The organism is Serratia bockelmannii, assembly GCF_008011855.1.
Lineage (GTDB): Bacteria > Pseudomonadota > Gammaproteobacteria > Enterobacterales > Enterobacteriaceae > Serratia > Serratia bockelmannii.
Genome location: NZ_VOUX01000005.1, coordinates 136,467 through 154,724 on the forward strand (window position 1 = coordinate 136,467; position 18,258 = coordinate 154,724).

General features: G+C 61.0%; 18 protein-coding genes. 9 read left to right on the forward strand and 9 right to left on the reverse strand.

Annotation, left to right across the window (positions count from 1 at the left end; genetic code table 11):
• Window positions 1–49: 49 nt before the first annotated feature.
• Window positions 50–805: a meso-2,3-butanediol dehydrogenase gene (gene budC / locus FOT55_RS09455; protein ID WP_025302549.1), complete on the forward strand. Its 756-nt coding sequence runs from the start codon at window positions 50–52 to the stop codon at window positions 803–805.
• Between the two features lie 44 nt (window positions 806–849).
• On the opposite strand, the gene FOT55_RS09460 is transcribed toward budC, so the two are convergent.
• Genes FOT55_RS09460 through puuD form a run of 4 tightly spaced genes read right to left on the reverse strand, consistent with a single transcriptional unit; the run spans window position 850 to window position 4,969 of the window.
• Window positions 850–2,130 carry an NAD(P)/FAD-dependent oxidoreductase gene (locus FOT55_RS09460; RefSeq protein WP_025302550.1) on the reverse strand — a complete coding sequence of 427 codons (1,281 nt, stop codon included), beginning with the start codon at window positions 2,128–2,130 and terminating at the stop codon, window positions 850–852.
• A gap of 11 nt (window positions 2,131–2,141) precedes the next feature.
• Window positions 2,142–3,638: an aldehyde dehydrogenase PuuC gene (gene puuC, locus FOT55_RS09465; protein ID WP_147823401.1), complete on the reverse strand. Its 1,497-nt coding sequence runs from the start codon at window positions 3,636–3,638 to the stop codon at window positions 2,142–2,144.
• A 15-nt stretch (window positions 3,639–3,653) separates the two neighbouring features.
• Window positions 3,654–4,211 (reverse strand): HTH-type transcriptional regulator PuuR, encoded by a 558-nt coding sequence (gene puuR, locus FOT55_RS09470; protein WP_016928041.1) that lies wholly within the window; start codon window positions 4,209–4,211, stop codon window positions 3,654–3,656.
• Window positions 4,208–4,969 (reverse strand): gamma-glutamyl-gamma-aminobutyrate hydrolase, encoded by a 762-nt coding sequence (gene puuD / locus FOT55_RS09475; protein ID WP_147823402.1) that lies wholly within the window; start codon window positions 4,967–4,969, stop codon window positions 4,208–4,210. The genes puuR and puuD overlap by 4 nt, the downstream gene beginning before the upstream one ends.
• 219 nt (window positions 4,970–5,188) lie before the next feature.
• On the opposite strand from puuD, the gene FOT55_RS09480 reads away from it, so the two are divergent.
• The 4 genes from FOT55_RS09480 to FOT55_RS09500 all read left to right on the forward strand — a co-directional run bounded on the left by FOT55_RS09480 (window position 5,189) and on the right by FOT55_RS09500 (window position 9,617).
• Window positions 5,189–6,607, forward strand: a complete 1,419-nt coding sequence (locus FOT55_RS09480) for a glutamine synthetase family protein (RefSeq protein WP_025302553.1) — start codon at window positions 5,189–5,191, stop codon at window positions 6,605–6,607.
• A gap of 308 nt (window positions 6,608–6,915) precedes the next feature.
• On the forward strand, window positions 6,916–8,286 hold the full coding sequence (locus FOT55_RS09490) for an APC family permease (protein WP_025302554.1): 1,371 nt from the start codon (window positions 6,916–6,918) through the stop codon (window positions 8,284–8,286).
• A gap of 91 nt (window positions 8,287–8,377) precedes the next feature.
• Window positions 8,378–9,271, forward strand: coding sequence for an aromatic amino acid DMT transporter YddG (gene yddG / locus FOT55_RS09495; protein WP_060432919.1), 894 nt, complete (start codon window positions 8,378–8,380; stop codon window positions 9,269–9,271).
• 73 nt (window positions 9,272–9,344) lie between these two features.
• Window positions 9,345–9,617, forward strand: a complete 273-nt coding sequence (locus FOT55_RS09500; protein ID WP_025302556.1) for a hypothetical protein — start codon at window positions 9,345–9,347, stop codon at window positions 9,615–9,617.
• Between the two features lie 2 nt (window positions 9,618–9,619).
• Here the strand turns inward: FOT55_RS09500 and FOT55_RS09505 are convergent, their stop codons facing one another.
• Window positions 9,620–10,600, reverse strand: coding sequence for a GlxA family transcriptional regulator (locus FOT55_RS09505; protein WP_025302557.1), 981 nt, complete (start codon window positions 10,598–10,600; stop codon window positions 9,620–9,622).
• Window positions 10,601–10,715: 115 nt separating this feature from the next.
• Between FOT55_RS09505 and FOT55_RS09510 the strand changes: the two genes are divergently transcribed.
• Window positions 10,716–11,357, forward strand: a complete 642-nt coding sequence (locus tag FOT55_RS09510; RefSeq protein ID WP_025302558.1) for an HD domain-containing protein — start codon at window positions 10,716–10,718, stop codon at window positions 11,355–11,357.
• A gap of 356 nt (window positions 11,358–11,713) precedes the next feature.
• Window positions 11,714–12,592: a nucleoside-specific channel-forming protein Tsx gene (locus FOT55_RS09515; RefSeq protein ID WP_060432921.1), complete on the forward strand. Its 879-nt coding sequence runs from the start codon at window positions 11,714–11,716 to the stop codon at window positions 12,590–12,592.
• 52 nt (window positions 12,593–12,644) lie between these two features.
• Here the strand turns inward: FOT55_RS09515 and FOT55_RS09520 are convergent, their stop codons facing one another.
• Window positions 12,645–12,824, reverse strand: coding sequence for a hypothetical protein (locus FOT55_RS09520; RefSeq protein WP_025160261.1), 180 nt, complete (start codon window positions 12,822–12,824; stop codon window positions 12,645–12,647).
• A 442-nt stretch (window positions 12,825–13,266) separates the two neighbouring features.
• Here FOT55_RS09520 and FOT55_RS09525 point away from each other — a divergent pair, with 442 nt between their 5' ends.
• Both FOT55_RS09525 and FOT55_RS09530 read left to right on the forward strand, forming a co-directional pair.
• The gene (locus FOT55_RS09525; RefSeq protein ID WP_060432922.1) at window positions 13,267–13,758 is read left to right on the forward strand and encodes an anti-virulence regulator CigR family protein; all 492 of its coding nucleotides are present in this window, start codon (window positions 13,267–13,269) and stop codon (window positions 13,756–13,758) included.
• 115 nt (window positions 13,759–13,873) lie between these two features.
• The gene (locus tag FOT55_RS09530; RefSeq protein WP_060432923.1) at window positions 13,874–14,404 is read left to right on the forward strand and encodes a chorismate mutase; all 531 of its coding nucleotides are present in this window, start codon (window positions 13,874–13,876) and stop codon (window positions 14,402–14,404) included.
• A 3-nt stretch (window positions 14,405–14,407) separates the two neighbouring features.
• Here the strand turns inward: FOT55_RS09530 and FOT55_RS09535 are convergent, their stop codons facing one another.
• From FOT55_RS09535 to hutI, 3 genes are all read right to left on the reverse strand, one after another.
• Window positions 14,408–15,943 carry a serine hydrolase domain-containing protein gene (locus FOT55_RS09535; RefSeq protein ID WP_147823403.1) on the reverse strand — a complete coding sequence of 512 codons (1,536 nt, stop codon included), beginning with the start codon at window positions 15,941–15,943 and terminating at the stop codon, window positions 14,408–14,410.
• A 245-nt stretch (window positions 15,944–16,188) separates the two neighbouring features.
• Entirely contained in the window at window positions 16,189–16,992 is an 804-nt protein-coding gene (hutG, locus tag FOT55_RS09540) for an N-formylglutamate deformylase (RefSeq protein WP_025302562.1), read from the reverse strand.
• Complete coding sequence (gene hutI / locus FOT55_RS09545) at window positions 16,989–18,212, reverse strand: imidazolonepropionase (protein WP_038877714.1); 1,224 nt, start codon at window positions 18,210–18,212, stop codon at window positions 16,989–16,991. The genes hutG and hutI overlap by 4 nt, the downstream gene beginning before the upstream one ends.
• Between the last annotated feature and the right edge of the window lie 46 nt (window positions 18,213–18,258).

Sequence of the window (18,258 nt, forward strand, 5' to 3'; positions counted from 1 at the left end):
AATGAGATTTGTATGACTTATATAAATACGTTCACATGGAGGAGGTCTCATGCGTTTTGACAATAAAGTCGTGGTTATCACCGGTGCGGGCAATGGTATGGGGGAAGCGGCGGCGCGGCGTTTCTCCGCCGAGGGCGCCATCGTGGTGCTGGCCGACTGGGCCAAGGAAGCGGTAGACAAGGTCGCCGCTTCGCTGCCGAAGGGCCGCGCGATGGCGGTGCATATCGATGTTTCCGATCACGTCGCGGTTGAAAAAATGATGAACGAGGTGGCGGAAAAACTGGGCCGCATCGACGTCCTGCTGAACAACGCCGGCGTACACGTGGCGGGCAGCGTGCTGGAAACCAGCGTCGACGACTGGCGCCGCATCGCCGGGGTCGATATCGATGGCGTGGTGTTCTGTTCCAAATTTGCCTTGCCGCACCTGCTGAAAACCAAGGGCTGTATCGTCAATACCGCGTCGGTGTCCGGCCTGGGTGGCGACTGGGGTGCGGCCTATTACTGCGCGGCGAAAGGCGCGGTGGTCAACCTGACGCGCGCCATGGCGCTGGATCACGGCGGTGACGGCGTGCGCATCAACTCGGTCTGCCCGAGCCTGGTCAAAACCAACATGACCAACGGCTGGCCGCAGGAGATCCGCGACAAGTTCAATGAGCGCATCGCGCTGGGGCGTGCGGCGGAGCCGGAAGAAGTGGCGGCGGTGATGGCGTTTCTGGCCAGCGACGACGCCAGCTTTATCAATGGCGCCAACATTCCGGTCGATGGCGGGGCGACCGCCTCGGACGGCCAACCGAAGATCGTCTAAGCGTTAACCTACCGGCCCGGCCAGGATGACCGGGCCTGTTGTTTTTAGACGCCGATGCGGTCGCGCAGCGTGTAGTAGGCCGCGCCGATGGCGGTGAACGGGATCTGCAGATTGCGTCCACCGAAGAACGGCAGGTGCGGCAGCTTGGCGAAGGCGTCGAAGCGTTCGGCGTCGCCGCGCATCAGCTCGGCGATCAGCTTGCCCGCCAGATGGGTGCAGGTCACGCCGTGGCCGCTGTAGCCCTGCATGTAGTACACGTTATTCTCCAGCCGGCCAAACTGCGGCATGCGCGACAGCGTCAGCAGGAAGTTGCCGGTCCAACGATAGTCGATGCGCACCCCTTTCAGCTGTGGGAAGGTCTTCAGCAGCTTCGGCCGGATCAGGTTATCGATATCGTCCGGATCGCGCGCGCCGTATACCACGCCGCCGCCGTACAGCAGACGATGATCGGCGGTGATGCGGTAGTAATCCAGCAGGTAGTTGCAGTCCTCCACGCAGTAATTCTGCGGGATCAGCGCCTGCGCGATCTCCGGCGCCAGCGGTTCGGTGGTCACCACCTGAGTGCCGCACGGCATGCTGCGCTTGGCCAGCCGCGGCTCCAGCTTATCGCCCAGGTAGGCGTTGCCGGCGACGATGACGAAGCGCGCCTTCACCTGGCCGTTGGCGGTGCTGATGAGCGCCGGTTCACCGTGGCGAATGTTCGTCACCGCCGATTGCTCGAAGATGCGCCCACCCTGCAGGCGGATCGCCTCGGCCTCGCCCAGCGCCAGATTGAGCGGATGGATGTGGCCGCCGCTGTGATCGAGCAGCGCGCCGACGTAGCGATCGCTGGCGACCTCCTGACGCACCCGATCCGCATCGAGCAGCTCGAGCTGGGTATTGCCGTAGCGCTCCCAGTTGCGCTTTTGCTCGATCAGCGCATGGAACTGCTTGTTGTTCAGGGCGGCGAAGATGCCGCCGGGGCGGTAGTCGCAGTCGATGGCGTAGCGGCTGATGCGGCTGCGAATGATCTCCGCGCCTTCGAACATCATGCTGCCGAGCAGGCGGGCGCTTTCCGCGCCGTAACGCTCTTCAATCACATCGATGTCGCGGCTGTAAGAGTTGACCAACTGGCCGCCGTTGCGGCCGCTGGCGCCGAAACCGATGCGCGCCGCTTCCAGCACCACCACGTTATAGCCGGCTTCCACCAGGAACAGCGCGGAGGAGAGGCCGGTATAGCCGCCGCCGATCACGCAGACGTCGCATTCGATCGATTCATTCAGTTGCGGATAGGGCTGATGTGCGTTGGCCGTGGCCGCATAGTAGCTTTTTACGTGTTCAGTCATGAGATAAGCCCTTATTCCAGCGAGATCCAGGTGGTTTTCAATTCGGTAAATTTGTCCAGCGCGTGCAGCGATTTGTCGCGGCCGTTGCCGCTCTGCTTGTAGCCGCCGAACGGCACGGTCATGTCGCCGTCGTTGTAGTTGTTGACGAACACCGTGCCGGCCTTCAGTTGGCGCGCCATGCGGTGCGCGCGCGCCAGATCGCGGGTCCAGACCGCGGCGCCGAGGCCGTAGTCGCTGTCGTTGGCCAGCTGCAGCGCCTGTTGCTCGTCGTCGAAGGTGGTCACCGCCAGCACCGGGCCGAAGATTTCATCGCGCGCCACGCTCATGGCGTTGTTCACCTGGGTGAGGATGGTCGGCCCCAGATAGCCGGCGTGGTCGCCCTGCGGATGGTCGCGCCCGTCGAGGAACAACGCGGCGCCCTGGCTCAGCCCCCGATCGATATAGCCGGCCACTTTCTCGCAGTGGCCGCTGTCGATCAGCGTGCCCATCACCGTGTCGGGATCGAGCGGATCGCCGGGGACGAAGGTCGCCGCGTGTTTGCGCAGCGCCTGCAGGAACGCTTGCTCAATGCTCGCTTCGACCAGCAGGCGAGTGCCGGCGATGCACACCTGCCCCTGATTGTAGAAGATGCCGGCGGCGGCGCTGCGGGCAGCCTGATCCAGATCCGGGCAGTCGGCAAAGACGATGTTGGCGCTTTTGCCACCGGCCTCGAGCCAGACACGCTTCATATTCGATTCGCCGGCGTAAATCATCAGCTGTTTCGCCACCAGGGTGGAGCCGGTGAAGGTGAGGGCATCGACGTCGCGGTGCAGCGCCAGCGCCTTGCCGGCGTCGTGGCCATAGCCGGGCACCACGTTCAGCACGCCGTCCGGCAACCCGGCCTGCTGCGCCAATTTGCCGAGCAGGATGGCGCTCAGCGGCGATTTTTCGGAGGGTTTGAGTACCACGCTGTTGCCGGCGGCCAGCGCCGGACCGAGTTTCCAGCAGGCCAGCAGCAGCGGGAAGTTCCAGGGCACGATGGCGCCGACCACGCCGATCGGCTCGCGCTCGATCAGCGCCAGCGCCTCGCGGCCGGTGGGGGCGATTTCGCCGTAGACCTTATCGATCGCTTCGGCGTACCAGCGGATGCAGCGGATGGCGCCCGGCACGTCGTCGCGCAGGCTGTGGCGGATGGGTTTGCCGGTGTCCAGCGTTTCCAGCAGCGCCAGCTCTTCGTGATGCTGCTCCATCAGATCGGCGAAACGCAGCAGCGTGGCTTTGCGCTGCGCCGGGACGGCCTGCGCCCAGTCGCCACGCTCAAAGGCGGCGCGCGCCGCGCTGACTGCCCGATCGATGTCGGTGGCTTCGCCACGCGCGACCTGCGCCAGCTCACGGCGGCCGGCGGGATCTTCCACGGCGAAACATTTCCCCGCGGCGGCCGGCTGGTAGCGGCCGTCGATAAACAGCTGGTGCTCAATCTTCAGGGCCTGCGCCCGTTGTTGCCAATACTGCAAGTGGTGAAAGTTCATGCCTGGCTCCGTTGATCAGAATGTCGTCGGCGTATGGGCGCTGATAATCCGGCAAATGCGCGCCGACGTGTTGCTGAAACTGTGGGGGATGCCGGTATTGATGGCGTAGCTCTGCCCGGCCAGCAGGTGATAGCTCTGGCCGTTGACCTGCAGCACCACTTCGCCTTCCAGCAGCGTGCCAATCTCTTCCCCTTGGTGTTTGATGCGCTCGCCGGTGGTGGTGCCCGGTTCGTAGGTCTCGATCATCATTGCCAGCGTACGATTCGGGTCGCCGTTGTGGATCAGCTTCATCGAAACGCCCTGGCTGCCGATTTCGATCAGGTCGTCGCTGTCTATCACGATCTGCGGCTCAGCCGGTTTTTCCGGCTCGGCGAAAAACGCCGACAGCGACAGACCGTACACCGTCAGCAACTTTTGCAGCGTGCTGATGGCCGGGCTGACCTTATCTTGCTCGATAGTACTGATGGCGCTGTGGGTTAACCCAGACAGTTCGGCGACCCGGCGCTGCGACAACCCCAATTGTTGACGGATCTGCGACAGACGTTTTCCCGGTGCCAAGCTGACGTCGCTCATGGGCGTTTTTCCTTTTGATAGTTCCGACAGGCGGTGATGAAACCATCAAACAACAGGCGCGACAGGGCATACTCGTCGCTGTTCCACTCGGGGTGCCACTGCACGCCGAGCGCGAAAGGCTGATCGCGCACGCTGATCGCCTCCACCAGCCCGTCAGCGGCGTGCGCCTCGATGCGAACGCTCGCGCCCAGGGTTTTGGCACCCTGGCCGTGCAGCGAGTTCACCCAGAATCTGTTGCAATCCGGTATCAGTTGTGAAAGCAGCCCCCCTTCCTGAACGATGACTTCGTGGGCGGGGGCGTATTGCTGTTCCAGCGGCAGATCGTGATCTTCACGATGCTCCAGCAGCTCGGGCAGTTCGTACAGGCGGCGATGCAGGGTGCCTTGAGTGGCGACCACCATTTCCTGCATGCCGCGGCAAATGGCGAAAAGGGGAATGCGCCTGTCGAATGCCTGGCGGATCAGCGCCAGGCTCAACGCGTCTCGGCCAGGATCGGCGTCAGGCTCATCGCCGTTTTCACCATAAAGGTGCGGCTGCACATTACTGGGGCTGCCCGGCAGCAAAATGCCGTCGAGGCGCGGCAGCAGTTCCGCCAGCATTTCCGGCTCCGCCAGCGCGTGCGGCAGGGCGATCGGCAAGCCGCCGGCGGTGATAACGGCATTCAGGTACTTTTCTTGCAAGGTCTGTGTGAGGTGCCCGTTTAACCTATACCTGCACATGATGACGCCAATGACTGGTCTGTTAAATATATTGTCCATGCTATCCCCTTGGTACGTTCGAAATTATGAACGATAAGCTTCTCCACCGCCGATTTCGTTCAATATTCTATAAATCTAGCAGTCGATTGGGCAATATTCAAACCAAAAGTAACACTTGCAAAACAAATTTGTTTCATCTACGTTTCATTTGTGGGCATTATATTGAACAATACGGTCAATAAACATCGACGACAGCAAAACACAAACGGCGGGTGAACCATGCAGACCAACATCGTAGAAGTGGAAAACTTTGTTCAGCACAGTGAAGAGAGACGAAGTAGCGCGTTCCAGCGCGAAGTGAAGAAGTATCTGGAACGTTATCCGTTAACCCAACATGTCGACGTACTGTTGACCGACCTGAACGGCAGCTTCCGCGGCAAACGCATCCCGGTCGGCGGCCTGAACAAACTGGAGAAGGGCTGTTACTTCCCGGCGTCGGTATTTGCGATGGATATTCTCGGCAACGTGGTGGAAGAGGCCGGGTTGGGGCAGGAGTTGGGCGAGCCGGATCACGTATGCGTGCCGGTACCGGGCACGCTGACGCCGTCGGCGGCGGACCCGCAATATATCGCGCAGGTGCTGCTCACCATGTTGGATGAAGATGGCACTCCCTTTGACGTTGAACCGCGCAATGTGCTGAACCGAGTGTGGCAGCGTTTGCGTCAGCGCGGGCTTTCCCCCGTGGTAGCGGTAGAGTTGGAGTTCTATCTCATCGATCGTCAACGTGACGCGGAAGGCTATCTGCAGCCGCCGTGCGCGCCGGGCACGCAAGAACGCAACACCCAAAGCCAGGTGTACTCCGTCGATAACCTGAACCATTTCGCCGATGTGCTGAGCGAGATCGACGAACTGGCGCGTTTGCAGGGCATTCCGGCGGACGGCGCGGTGGCGGAGGCGTCGCCGGGGCAGTTCGAGGTCAACCTGCATCATACTGATGATGTGCTGCAGGCCTGCGATCACGCGCTGGCGCTGAAGCGGCTGGTGCGCATGGTGGCCGAGAACCACAATATGCAGGCGACTTTTATGGCCAAACCGTATGAGGAGCACGCCGGCAGCGGCATGCACGTGCACATCAGCATGCTGAACGCGCAGGGCAACAACGTGTTCGCCGACGATGACGGCGAAGATTCGGCGCTGCTGAAACAGGCGCTGGCGGGCATGATCGCCCTGATGCCGTCTTCGATGGCGCTGCTGGCGCCGAACGTCAACGCCTACCGCCGCTTCCAGCCTGGCATGTATGTGCCGACCCAGGCTTCCTGGGGGCATAACAACCGCACCGTGGCGCTGCGCATTCCCTGCGGCGATCGCGACAACCACCGCGTGGAGTATCGCGTGGCGGGCGCCGACGCCAATCCTTATCTGGTGATGGCGACCATTCTGGCCGGCATCGTTTATGGCCTGGAAACCGCATTGCCGCTGCCTGAGCCGGTGACCGGCAACGGTCTGGAGCAGGACGGGCTACCGTTCCCGATCCGCCAGAGCGACGCGCTGTACGAGTTCGAACATCAGCCGGTGCTCAATGCATTGTTGGGCGAACGCTTCAGCCACGTCTATCTGGCCTGCAAAACTGATGAGCTGGTGCAGTTCGAGCGCCTGATCACCGAAACCGAAATCGAGTGGATGTTGAAAAACGCCTGATCCCGCTCACCCTGCGACTACCGCGCGCGTCCGGCGCATTTCATCGGCTCTCCTGTGGCCGGCGAGGCTGCGCGCTGCGGTACAGAATTTCTTCTATCACGGCGTACAGGACGCCGACGAGGAAATAACCATGACTCAGTCAGCCCCCTGCGCAGACGTTTGTCTGTGCCGCAGTGCCTACGGGCCGGTCGCCGGCCGCCCGACAGCGATACCAACCCGTTTTTACCGCCGCCTGAGCAGCAGTTTCCCTGCGGCCTCTCTGAATGACGTTGCACGGTTGACAGCAGAGGACCAAGAGGGGAAATGCCATGACGATTAAAGCCATCGACGGCGGCCCGGCGGGCAAACCGCAGCTGCGCAAATCCCTCAAGCTGTGGCAGGTGGTGATGATGGGCCTGGCCTATCTGACGCCGATGACGGTGTTTGACACCTTCGGGATCGTCTCCGGCCTCACCGACGGCCATGTGCCGACCTCCTATCTGCTGGCGCTGGCCGGCGTGCTGTTCACCGCCATCAGCTATGGCAAACTGGTGCGCCAGTTTCCCACCGCCGGCTCTGCCTATACCTATGCGCAGAAGGCGATCAACCCGCACGTCGGTTTTCTGGTGGGGTGGTCATCGCTGCTTGATTATCTGTTCCTGCCGATGATCAATACGCTGCTGGCGAAGATTTACCTGACCGCGCTGTTCCCGGAAGTGCCGCCCTGGGTGTGGGTCGTGGGCTTCGTTATCCTTATCACCGCCATCAACCTGAAAAGCGTCAATCTGGTGGCCAACTTCAATACCCTGTTCGTATTGGCGCAGGTGGCGATCATTCTGGTGTTCATCTATCTGGTGGTGCGCGGCCTGCACAACGGCGAGGGGATGGGCACGGTGTGGAGCCTGCGGCCGTTCCTCAGCGAGAATGCGCACCTGCTGCCGATCATTACCGGCGCCACTATCCTGTGCTTCTCGTTCCTCGGCTTCGACGCGGTGACTACGCTGTGCGAAGAGACGCCCGACGCCGCCAAGGTGATCCCGCGCGCCATCTTCCTGACCGCGCTGTACGGCGGGGTGATCTTTATCAGCGTGTCGTTCTTCATTCAGCTGTTTTTCCCGTCCATTCAACGCTTTCACCAGCCCGACGCCGCGCTGCCGGAGATCGCGCTGTACGTCGGCGGCAAGCTGTTCCAGTCGATCTTCCTGTGCGTGACCTTCATCAACACGCTGGCCTCCGGCCTGGCGTCGCACGCCAGCGTATCGCGCCTGCTGTACGTGATGGGGCGTGACAACGTGTTCCCGGAGAAATTCTTCGGCTATATCCACCCCAAATGGCGCACCCCGGCGCTGAACGTACTGATGGTCGGGCTGGTGGCGCTGTCAGCGCTGTCGTTCGATCTGGTGACCGCCACGGCGCTGATCAACTTTGGTGCGCTGGTAGCCTTTACCTTCGTTAACCTGTCGGTGATCAGCCACTTCTTCATTCGCGAAGGGCGCAACAAAAGCTGGAAGGATCGGTTCAACTTCCTGTTCCTGCCGTTGGTGGGGGCGCTGACGGTGGGGGTGCTGTGGCTGAACCTGGAGAAAAGCTCGCTGACCATGGGGCTGATCTGGGCGACACTGGGCTTCGGCTATTTGGCCTGGCTGACCCGACGCTTTCGCCAGCCGCCGCCGCAGTTGGAGCGGCAACCGCAGCAATAAATTCACAGGCGGGAGTATCCCGCCTTTCTTTTTGGCACGTGCGGCAGTAGAGTGAAAAACCTGATAAAAAATAACCCATTGGACCTGTCTTATGCCCGCTTTGCCCTCGCGTACCCGCGCCACGTTGTTCGGTTTGTTGGCCATTGTGCTGTGGAGCAGCGTGGTTGGCCTTATTCGCAGCGTCAGCGAAGGGCTGGGGCCGATCGGCGGCGCGGCGATGATCTACAGCGTCAGCGCGGTGTTTTTGCTGGTGGCGCTCGGCGTGCCGAAATGGCGCAGCTTTCCGCGACCTTATCTCATCGTCGGCAGCCTGCTGTTCGTCAGCTACGAGATCTGCCTGTCGCTGTCGCTCGGCTACGCCAATACCCGCCTGCAGGCGATAGAAGTGGGCATGATCAACTACCTGTGGCCCTGTTTCACCGTGCTGATGGCGCTGGCGCTCAACGGCCAAAAGGCGAAATGGTGGCTGCTGCCGGGGCTGCTGCTGTCGCTGTTCGGCATCGGCTGGATCATGAGCGGCGAGGGCGGCTGGTCACCGGCGCAGATGCTGGCCAACGTGCGCAGCAATCCGCTTAGCTATACGCTGGCGTTCAGCGGCGCGGTGATCTGGGCGCTGTATTGCAACCTGACCAAGAAGATTGCCCAAGGCAGCAACGGCGTAGTGCTGTTCATCGTGCTGACCGCGCTGGCGCTGTGGCTGAAGTATGCTTTCAGCGCGGAAAGCGGCATGCAGTTCAGCCTCGGCGTGACCGTAACGCTGCTGTGCGCCGGGGTGGCGATGGGAGCAGGGTATGCCGCCTGGAACGTTGGCATTCTGCACGGTAACATGACGCTGCTGGCCACCGTCTCTTATTTCACCCCGGTGCTGTCGGCGGTGTTCGCCGCGCTGGTGTTGCATACCTCGCTGACCGCCAATTTCTGGCAGGGCGTAGCGATGGTCACGCTTGGCTCGCTGATCTGTTGGCGGGCAACTCGCGGAAATTAACGGAAATTATCCGCCGTCGGCGCAATGTTGAACTAGAATTTAACTAGCCATGTTGCCTGAAGGAACGACGACGATGAGAAGCGACATTCAATTTATTCAACAGCCTGAAATCGACGTGCATCACTATGAGCGCGGCGATACCGTGCGCCTGACCACGGCGAATCTGCGGCACGAATATCAGCTCGACGTTTATATTTTGCGCCGCGACGACAAGCTGATTTACGGTTCGGTCGTCGCGGCGGCGCCCAAGACCGACATTCCGGTTGCCAACTGGGAGGTGAAAAACGGCGAAGAGGTGGCGTTCCGCCAGGAAAACATCGCCAAGGCGGTGCCGGCGGTAAACTGATCTCAGCTTTCGCGCCGCAGTTGTTTACCGAGAAACATTTTTCGATAGTCCGCCGGCGTTACCCCCAGCCGGCGGATAAATGCCCGCCGCATCAGCTCTGCACTGGAAAAACCGCAATGCGCCGCCACCTGTTTTGGCGCCAATACGCCGAGTTCCAATAACCTGCGCGCTTCGGCGATGCGGGCTTCCTCGAGCCATTTAGCGGGAGAGGTGCCGACCTCGTTGCCGAACAGCCTGCTGAAATGCCGCGGGGTGACGCCGGCGCGTTCCGCCAGGCTGGCTACGTTGTGCGGTAACCCGATATTGTCTATCGCCCAGCGTTGCACTTCCTGCAGCATTGAGCGCCCGGCCAGGGTCGCCTGTTCCCGATAGCTGAATTGCATCTGCCCGCCGGGACGGCGGAAAAACATCACCAGCTGGGCCGCGACCCGCTGCGCGATCTCACGCCCTAAATCGTCTTCCACCATTATCAGCGCCAGATCCAGCCCTGAGGTCACGCCAGCGGCAGTCTGCAGGCGCCCGTCACGCACATAAATGGCGTCTTTATCCACCGTGACCTGAGGATAGCGGCGACACAATTGATCGGCTACCGCCCAGTGGGTGGTGATTTGCCGCCCATCCAACAGGCCGGCCTCCGCCAGCAGAAAAGCGCCGCTGCACACCGAGCCGTAGCGGCGAGTGCGGGGTACCACTCTGCGTAGCCAGTCCAGCGTGCGTGTTTCGCTTTCGCCGTCGGCGATACCCGGTGCACCGGCGATGAGCAACGTGTCGATCGCCTGTTCACGCCATTGGGTGATGGCGAGATCCGGCACGAGTTTGACGCCGGATGAGGACACGATCGGCGCCAGCGTCTTTCCGACTACCTGCAGATGATAGGCGGCATAGCCGGCTTGCAGATTGGCCTCGGCGAAAACATCCAGCGGACCGGAAACGTCCAGCAGCTGCACCTGTGGCACGGCGAGAATAGCGATGGTTTTACTCATGGCATGCGATATCCCGATGGATGGGGGATGTCCCTAATCGTTGATTAATGGCAATTGAGGACATTCAGTGTAACGCCTAATCTAACCGGGTTCCAGACAACGGGAGAATCAAGTTATGAGTTTAACCATCAACGGCATCAGCGTGCCGGATAGCGCGATGGCGCGTCAGGCGACCGAGTTAGTGCGCGACACCGAATCAGATCTGCTGTTTCACCACTCCAGCCGGGTGTATTACTGGGCGGCGCTGGCGGGGCAGCAGCGCAAGCTGGTTTACGATCCTGAACTGCTGTACGTCGGCTGCTTGTTTCACGATATGGGACTGACGCACGATCACTGCAGCTGCGACAAACGTTTCGAAGTGGATGGCGCCGATGCGGCGGCCGAGTTTTTACGCGGGCACGGGGTCAGCCGTCAGGATATCGATCGGGTATGGACGGCGATCGCGTTACACACCACGCCGGGGATCCCGGAATACATGCACCCGCTGATTGCGCTGGTGACCGCGGGAGTAGAGATGGATGTGTTAGGGATCAATTACCAGGGCTATGACGCGGCGCTGCGAGAGCAGGTAGTGGAGCTGCATCCCCGCGGGGCAAACTTCAAGGAAGCGATTATTCAGGCGTTTTACGACGGGATTCGACATAAGCCGGACAGCACCTTCGGCAACGTCAAAGCGGACGTGCTGGCGGATAAGGAACCGAGCTTTGTTCGCGGTAATTTTTGCAGCCTCATTCGTCGTTCGATGTGGCCAGCGTGATCGGCTGCCGCTTCTCTCTCGCCGGCGAGTTTTCGCCGGCATTTCCCGCTTGAATGCCGTACTCCTCTTCATTGCCGGTTGATGACAGTTGGCTCAAAAACTGCGCTAAAAATCGATGTGCATGACAAAAATCACAGCGAATGTGAATTTGAATGAAACATAATTTGACAAATGTGAACGCAATCGATTACCTATTCGCGAAATGCGTAACTGGATCACAGATTCTTACAGTCAGTGGTTTCTATAATGCGCGCGTCATCCGAGTTTCTGTGTGAAGACAACGCCAGGTGTCGGCAGACTCATTGTCATCTTTTCTAAACGGGCAGGAAATGGCCCTTTAAGCATGTGGTAATAAAATGAAAAAAATAGCTCTCGCAGCAGGTGTACTGCTCGCAGCGTCTTACAGTGCATCATCAATGGCTGATAGCAAAGACAGTCAATATGTCTCCGACTGGTGGCACCAGAGCGTTAACGTGGTGGGCAGCTACCACACCCGTTTCGGACCGCAGCTGAATAACGACGTGTATCTCGAATACGAAGCCTTCGCCAAGAAAGACTGGTTCGACTTCTACGGTTACGTTGACGTGCCGAAGTTCTTCGGCGTGGGCAATACCCCGGATCGCGGCATCTGGGACAAAGGCTCCCCGCTGTTTATGGAGATTGAACCGCGCTTCTCCATCGACAAGCTGACCGGCACCGATCTGAGCTTCGGTCCGTTCAAAGAGTGGTACTTCGCCAACAACTACATCTATGACCTGGGCCACAACGCCGACGGTCGTCAAAACACCTGGTACATGGGTCTGGGCACCGATATCGACACCGGCCTGCCGATGAGCCTGTCGATGAACATCTATGCCAAATACCAGTGGGAAAACTACCAGGCTGCCAACGAGAACAGCTGGGACGGTTACCGCTTCAAGGTGAAATACTTCGTGCCGCTGACCCAGGTGTGGGGCGGCAACCTGAGCTACATCGGCTTCACCAACTTCGACTTTGGTTCCGATCTGGGCAAGGACAGTGGTAACGCGATCAACGGCAAACAGCTGCGCACTAGCAACTCTATCGCCTCCAGCCACATTTTGGCGCTGAACTACGATCACTGGCACTATTCTTTCGTGGCGCGTTATTTCCATAACGGCGGCCAGTGGCAGGATGGCGCGGATATCAACCTGCCACAGGGCCCGATCAAGTCTACCGGTTGGGGTTATTACCTCGTGGTCGGCTATAACTTCTGATTTTCCGTGCTATCAGAAACAGAAAACCCCGCCTGGCGGGGTTTTTTTGTCATCACTGTGCTTGTTCAACCGGGAGATGCTTCACCGGCATAAACAGCCTGCCTTTGATCACGTGACATTCATTATTTATCCAACTAATGATTTGTTCACGGCTGACGCCTTCCGACTGCGCGTAACGATGAAGATCGCCGTTAAAGTGTCGAGTGATGTATTCCATGAGGGTCATTTGCACGTCTTTTGCTCCTGAACGCCCACCCGTTGCCAGCCTGGCCACCGCGGGAGGTTGAGGTTTCTCAGACAGCGAATGTAAATTATCGGCAACTAAATCTCAACATAAAGCACCAGATTGGGGCGACGGCGGCGGAAAAAAGAATCCCGCACGGAGAGGCGGGAAGTGTTCGCTATTATCATTATGGATGATAAGAATAAGATTTGAGGTGCGACGAAAAAGAGCACGCTAACTCTTTTTTGTTACCTTCCCACGCTAGCGTAAGGCTTATTTTTCTTCAAGAAAAATCTGAGACAAGCATCGGCATTTTCGAGGCGTTTTGCGTTGAGACAAGGTTTGAAAGCGAATGCCGTAAAAGCGCGCCGTTATCTCGGAGTTTTCCTTATACTTTGTCTGGAAAAGGCTAGCTATAGTCAACAGAGTCACGCACGCAGGAATACACAACATGAACAAACGTCGTACGACTCTCACGGTGTTAGCGCTGATTGCATCGCTGGGGTTGTCATCCGCCCCGGCCTTGGCCGACAAAGGCGGCAATGGTAACGGCAACGGGAACGGGAACGGCCATGGCAACAGCGGCAATAACGGTAACCATGGCAACAACGGTAATCACGGCAACAAAGGCAATAAAGATAAAGGCGGCTATAGGAACGACGATAATCTGGTCTCCGTCAGCCTTTCGCGCGACCGCGCCCGTTCGCTGGCGCACAACTACGGCCTGACCGGCTATAGCTCGCTGCCACCGGGCATCGCCAAGAATCTGGCGCGTGGTAAACCGCTGCCGCCGGGCATCGCCAAAAAAGTGGTGCCTTACTCGATGCTGCGTGAGTTGCCGCAGTACCCGGGTTATGAGTGGCGTATCGCCGGCGACGATCTGGTGCTGGTCGCACTCAGCACCGCGATTGTGGCCTCCGTCATCAACGGCGTGTTCGACTAACGCCGGTTGGGTCTCATCGGGCCTCGCTGCGGCGGGGCCTTTTTTATTTGCCGGCGCAGGGCTGACGTGGTGAACTTGGCGCCTGACCTTTTCACTGCATCATAAGGGAGGCGCCATGTTCAGGGCGTTATTGATAGCCTGCTGTTTGACCAGTTTTCCAGCGTTGGCAGACGGCGCTGCCGCCATCGGCGAACTGGTGAACCAACGGCTGTCGTTGATGAAAGACGTTGCCGGTTACAAGGCGCAGCAGCATTTGCCGATCGAAGACCTGGCGCAGGAGGCGAAGGTGTTGGCCAGCGCGCAGGCGGAGGCGGGGCGTTTGGGGCTGGAGCCGGCGTCGGTGCGGCCTTTTATCGCCGCGCAGATGGACGCCGCCAAGGCGATTCAGTACCGCTATCGCGCCGACTGGCTGGCGAGCCCGGAGCCCGGCTGGCAGCCGCGCCCGTTGACGCAGGTGCGCCCACAGATCGCGCAGCTGAGCAGCCAGATATTGCAACGGCTGGCGGAGCGACTGCGTACCGGCCCGCTCGGCGAGGCGGATCAGGCGGCGTTTATGGCGTCTGTGGATCAGGTGAATCTCAGCGCCGCCGACAAGCGGCGGCTGGCGGATGCGCTGCTGGCGGTCAGAACCGGCAGCGCACGCTGAGCGTCAGTCGCGGCCGACGGTGCTGCGTCGGAAGGTCAGCATCCGGCTGCGGTTGGCGATGAGATCCACGTTGTAACCGCGGAAATAGAGGCAAAAGCGTTTCAACCATGGGCCGTCCTGGCACTCCACCAGCATGCGGCCCTGGCCGAGCGGGCTGAGCGTGCCGGTCTGCGCCGCCGGGCCGACGCCAATATGCACCCGATTGCCGCGAATTTCAAAGGCGGTGCGATAGTGCGGGTGATACCACAACCCCTGCACATGCTTCAGGCAGTCGCCGTTGGCCGTGACCGGCAGGAAACGGCGCGCCACATGCCCGACTTCGCCCTCGACCGCTTCGCCGGTCCACTTCAATTTGATTGGCATATGGGCGGACAGCGACACCGCGTAGCCGTCTTCGCCCTGATACAGCGGTTCATCGCTGCCCAGATAGGCCAGGTTGCCGTCTTTGACCTCCAGCCAGTGCGGCTCCGCCAGCGTGGCGTAGAGACCGTCGGGGATCGCCGTGCTGCGCTGCGGCAAAGGTTCGCCCAGCAGCGCTGCCATCACCTGCAAAGCCATCCCGAAACTGTCGCAGTCTTCGCGGTTGGCCACCAGCGCAACGCCGACCTGGCGATCGGGCGCCAGCAGGAAATAGGTTTTGTAACCGGCGTGGGAACCACCGTGGCCGAGCAAGCGGCGGCGGCCCAGCGGCGTGCGCGCCAGCCCCAGTCCATAGGCGCTGAGCTGACCCTGATTGAGGCGGCGCGGTGCGCCGAGTTGCGCCAGCACGCCCTGGCCGGGGCCCTGGTCGGCCAGCAGCGTTTGCAGCCAGCGGGTGAGGGCGTTGAGGCTGCCGGTCAGGCTGCCGGAGGCGGAAAGGTGCAGACCGGCGCTGGCGTGTTGCCAGCCCCGCGCCGCACGCCAGTAACCCGGCACCAACCCTGGCACCACGTCGAACCAGCTTTCCGGCGCTTGCATCTGCACCTGCAGCGGCCGGGCGATGTGCTGTTGCACCAGTTGGTCGAAATCATACCCTTTGCTGCGCAGCGCGGCCTCCAGCAGCCGATAGCCGGTATTGCTGTAGGCGATCTCGCTGCCGGCTTCATAGTTCAATCTTTCCAGCCCCTCGACAAACTGCATCACCGGCTGCGCCTCGCTGACGGCATGCAGCGATATGCCCAGCAGACCGAGCGTCTCGCGCACGTCAGGCAGACCGCCGGTCATGTCCAGCGCCTGGCCGACGGTAACGTCCGCCAACGCGGGCTGCAGGGCGGGCAGCAGTTCGCCCAGGCGTTGTTCGAGTCGAATGGCGCGATCGGTGGCGTTCAGCGCCAACGCGGCGAAGATGTGCTTGGTCACTGAGGCGTAGCGCACCACGCTGTCGGCGGTGAAGGGGGTATTCTGCGCCAGATCGGCCAAGCCGGCACTGGCGGTGGCGCGGAGTTGTTCGGCGTCAAACAGGGTGATGGCGCCGCCGGGTTCGCCACGCCGTTGCCAGCCGGCCAGCAATTGTTCGGCGAGGGCGCCGGCAGCGCGCCAGTTTAACGGTGTTACAGACATAGGGCCTCCAGAGTGATGGTTCGAAACGGGCCAGCTCGGCCACACGCCGCCCGGCGCTGACGATGAGCGCGGGCTTTTCGGCTGATTGTGGCGCAGCGCGTTTTTCGTCGGCCGCTGTTTTGTGCGCTGTTTAGACCAGTCAGTAGGGAATCACGCGAAACTTTGATATAGCGCGCAGATTGCGGCTGACGTTACGGTTAAGGACAGGGAGAGGAACAGGCGCCCGGCGGCGCCTGTAAAGGGGATCAGTTCAGTCTGGCGGCGCTGTCCAACAGGCCTTCAATCATCTGCTTGAGCAGGCGCTGCAGCGAGGCGGCGCGCTGCGGTTCGAACGCGAAAGGATACTGTTCGGACATGTAGTTGACCTGCGCCAGCTCGAGCTGGATCGCATGCTGTTGCTGCTGCGGTTGGCCGTAGGCGCGGGTGATGTAACCGCCCTTGAAGCGGCCGTTCAGCACGTGGGTGTACTGCTGTTGCTGCTCGCAGCAGGCGACCAGCCGATCGCTCAGCGCCTGGGCGCAGCTTTCACCGCCGTTGGTGCCGAGGTTGAGATCCGGCAGTTTGCCGTCGAACAGCCGCGGGATCACCGAGGCGATGGAGTGCGCGTCGAACAGCAGCGCATAGCCGTGCCGCGCTTTGAGGCGTGCCAACTCGTCCTGCAGCTGCTGATGATAAGGTTGCCAAATTTGCTGCAGATAGCCGGCGCGTTCTTCGTCCGTCGGCGCTTTGCCCGGCAGGAAGCTTGGGCGGCCGTCGAACAGCACATCGGGATACAGACCGGTGGTGGCGGTGGTGTACAGCGGCTTGTCGTCCGCCGGGCGATTCAGGTCGATGACGAAGCGCGAATAGTTGCCGACCAGTACGCTGGCGCCCATCGCCCGGGCGAAGTCGTACAGCTGTGGAATGTGCCAGTCGGTATCGGGCAGCGGGCGGGCATCGTCGGTCAGCCCGGCCTCGACCGCCGGCGTCAGTTGCGTGCCGGCGTGTGGGATGCTGATCAGCAGCGGCAGGCTGCCGGTCTGGAAGCTAAAAGGATCGCGAATGGTCATTGACGTACTTCTCCTCGGAAAATCACCGTACAGGGCAGCTGGCCGCCCAACCAATAAGCCAGTTCCGCCGGCCGCGACAGCGGCCAGTGAACAAAGTCCGCCACCTTGCCGGTTTCCAGCGTGCCGTGGCTGTGTTGCAGCCCCAGCGCTTTGGCAGCGTGGGTGGTAACGCCCGCCAGCGCTTCTTCCGGCGTCAGGCGGAACAGCGTGCAGGCCATGTTGATCATCAGACGCAGCGACAGCGCCGGCGACGTGCCAGGGTTGGCGTCGCTGGCGATCGCCATCGCCACGTGGTGCTTGCGGAACAGCTCTACCGGCGGGCACTGGGTTTCGCGCAGCAGGTAGTAGGCGCCCGGCAGCAGCACCGCCACGGTGCCGGCGTCGCCCATGGCGCGGGCATCTTGCTCGGTGGCGTATTCGAGATGGTCGGCGGAGAGCGCGTGATGGCGCGCCGCCAGCGTGCTGCCGCCGAGGGCGGAGAGTTGCTCGGCGTGCAGTTTGACCGGCAAACCGGCGGCTTCGGCGGCGGCGAAGACTCGCTCCACCTGCGCCGGTGAGAACGCCAGGTGTTCGCAGAAGGCGTCAACCGCATCCGCCAGGCCGGCGGCGGCGGCCTGAGGGATGATGGTATCGCAGACCAGATTGATGTAGTCGTCGGCGCGGTTTGCGTATTCCGGCGGCAGCGCATGGGCTGCCAGACAGGTGGTTTTCACCTCGACCGGCAGCAGCTCGCCCAACTTGCGCGCCACCCGCAGCATTTTCAGCTCGCTTTCCGGGCTGAGGCCATAGCCGGATTTGATCTCCACGCAGGTGACGCCTTCCGCCAGCAGCGGACGCAGGCGGAACAGCGCCTGCTCCAGCAGCAGCGCTTCGTCGGCCTCGCGGGTGGCTTTCACGGTGGAGATAATGCCGCCGCCCTGCGCGGCGATGTCGGCATAGCTCACGCCGTTCAGCCGCTGTTCGAACTCGCCGCTGCGGTTGCCGCCGAACACCAGGTGCGTGTGGCAATCAACAAAGCCAGGGGTGATGATACCGCCATCGAATTTCACCGTTTCGTCCGCGATCAGGCCGGGCGGCAGCGCCGCATGTTCGCCAATCCAGACAATCTTGCCGTCGCGTACGGCGATCGCGCCGTCGGTCAGGGTGTGATAGTTGCCGTCGCGCATGGTGACGATATCGGCGCCGTGCCACAGGCTGTCACAGTGAATCTCAGACGTCATTGCTTTCCTCCGCCGGAGCCGCAGCTCCCACATGGTTGTATATACA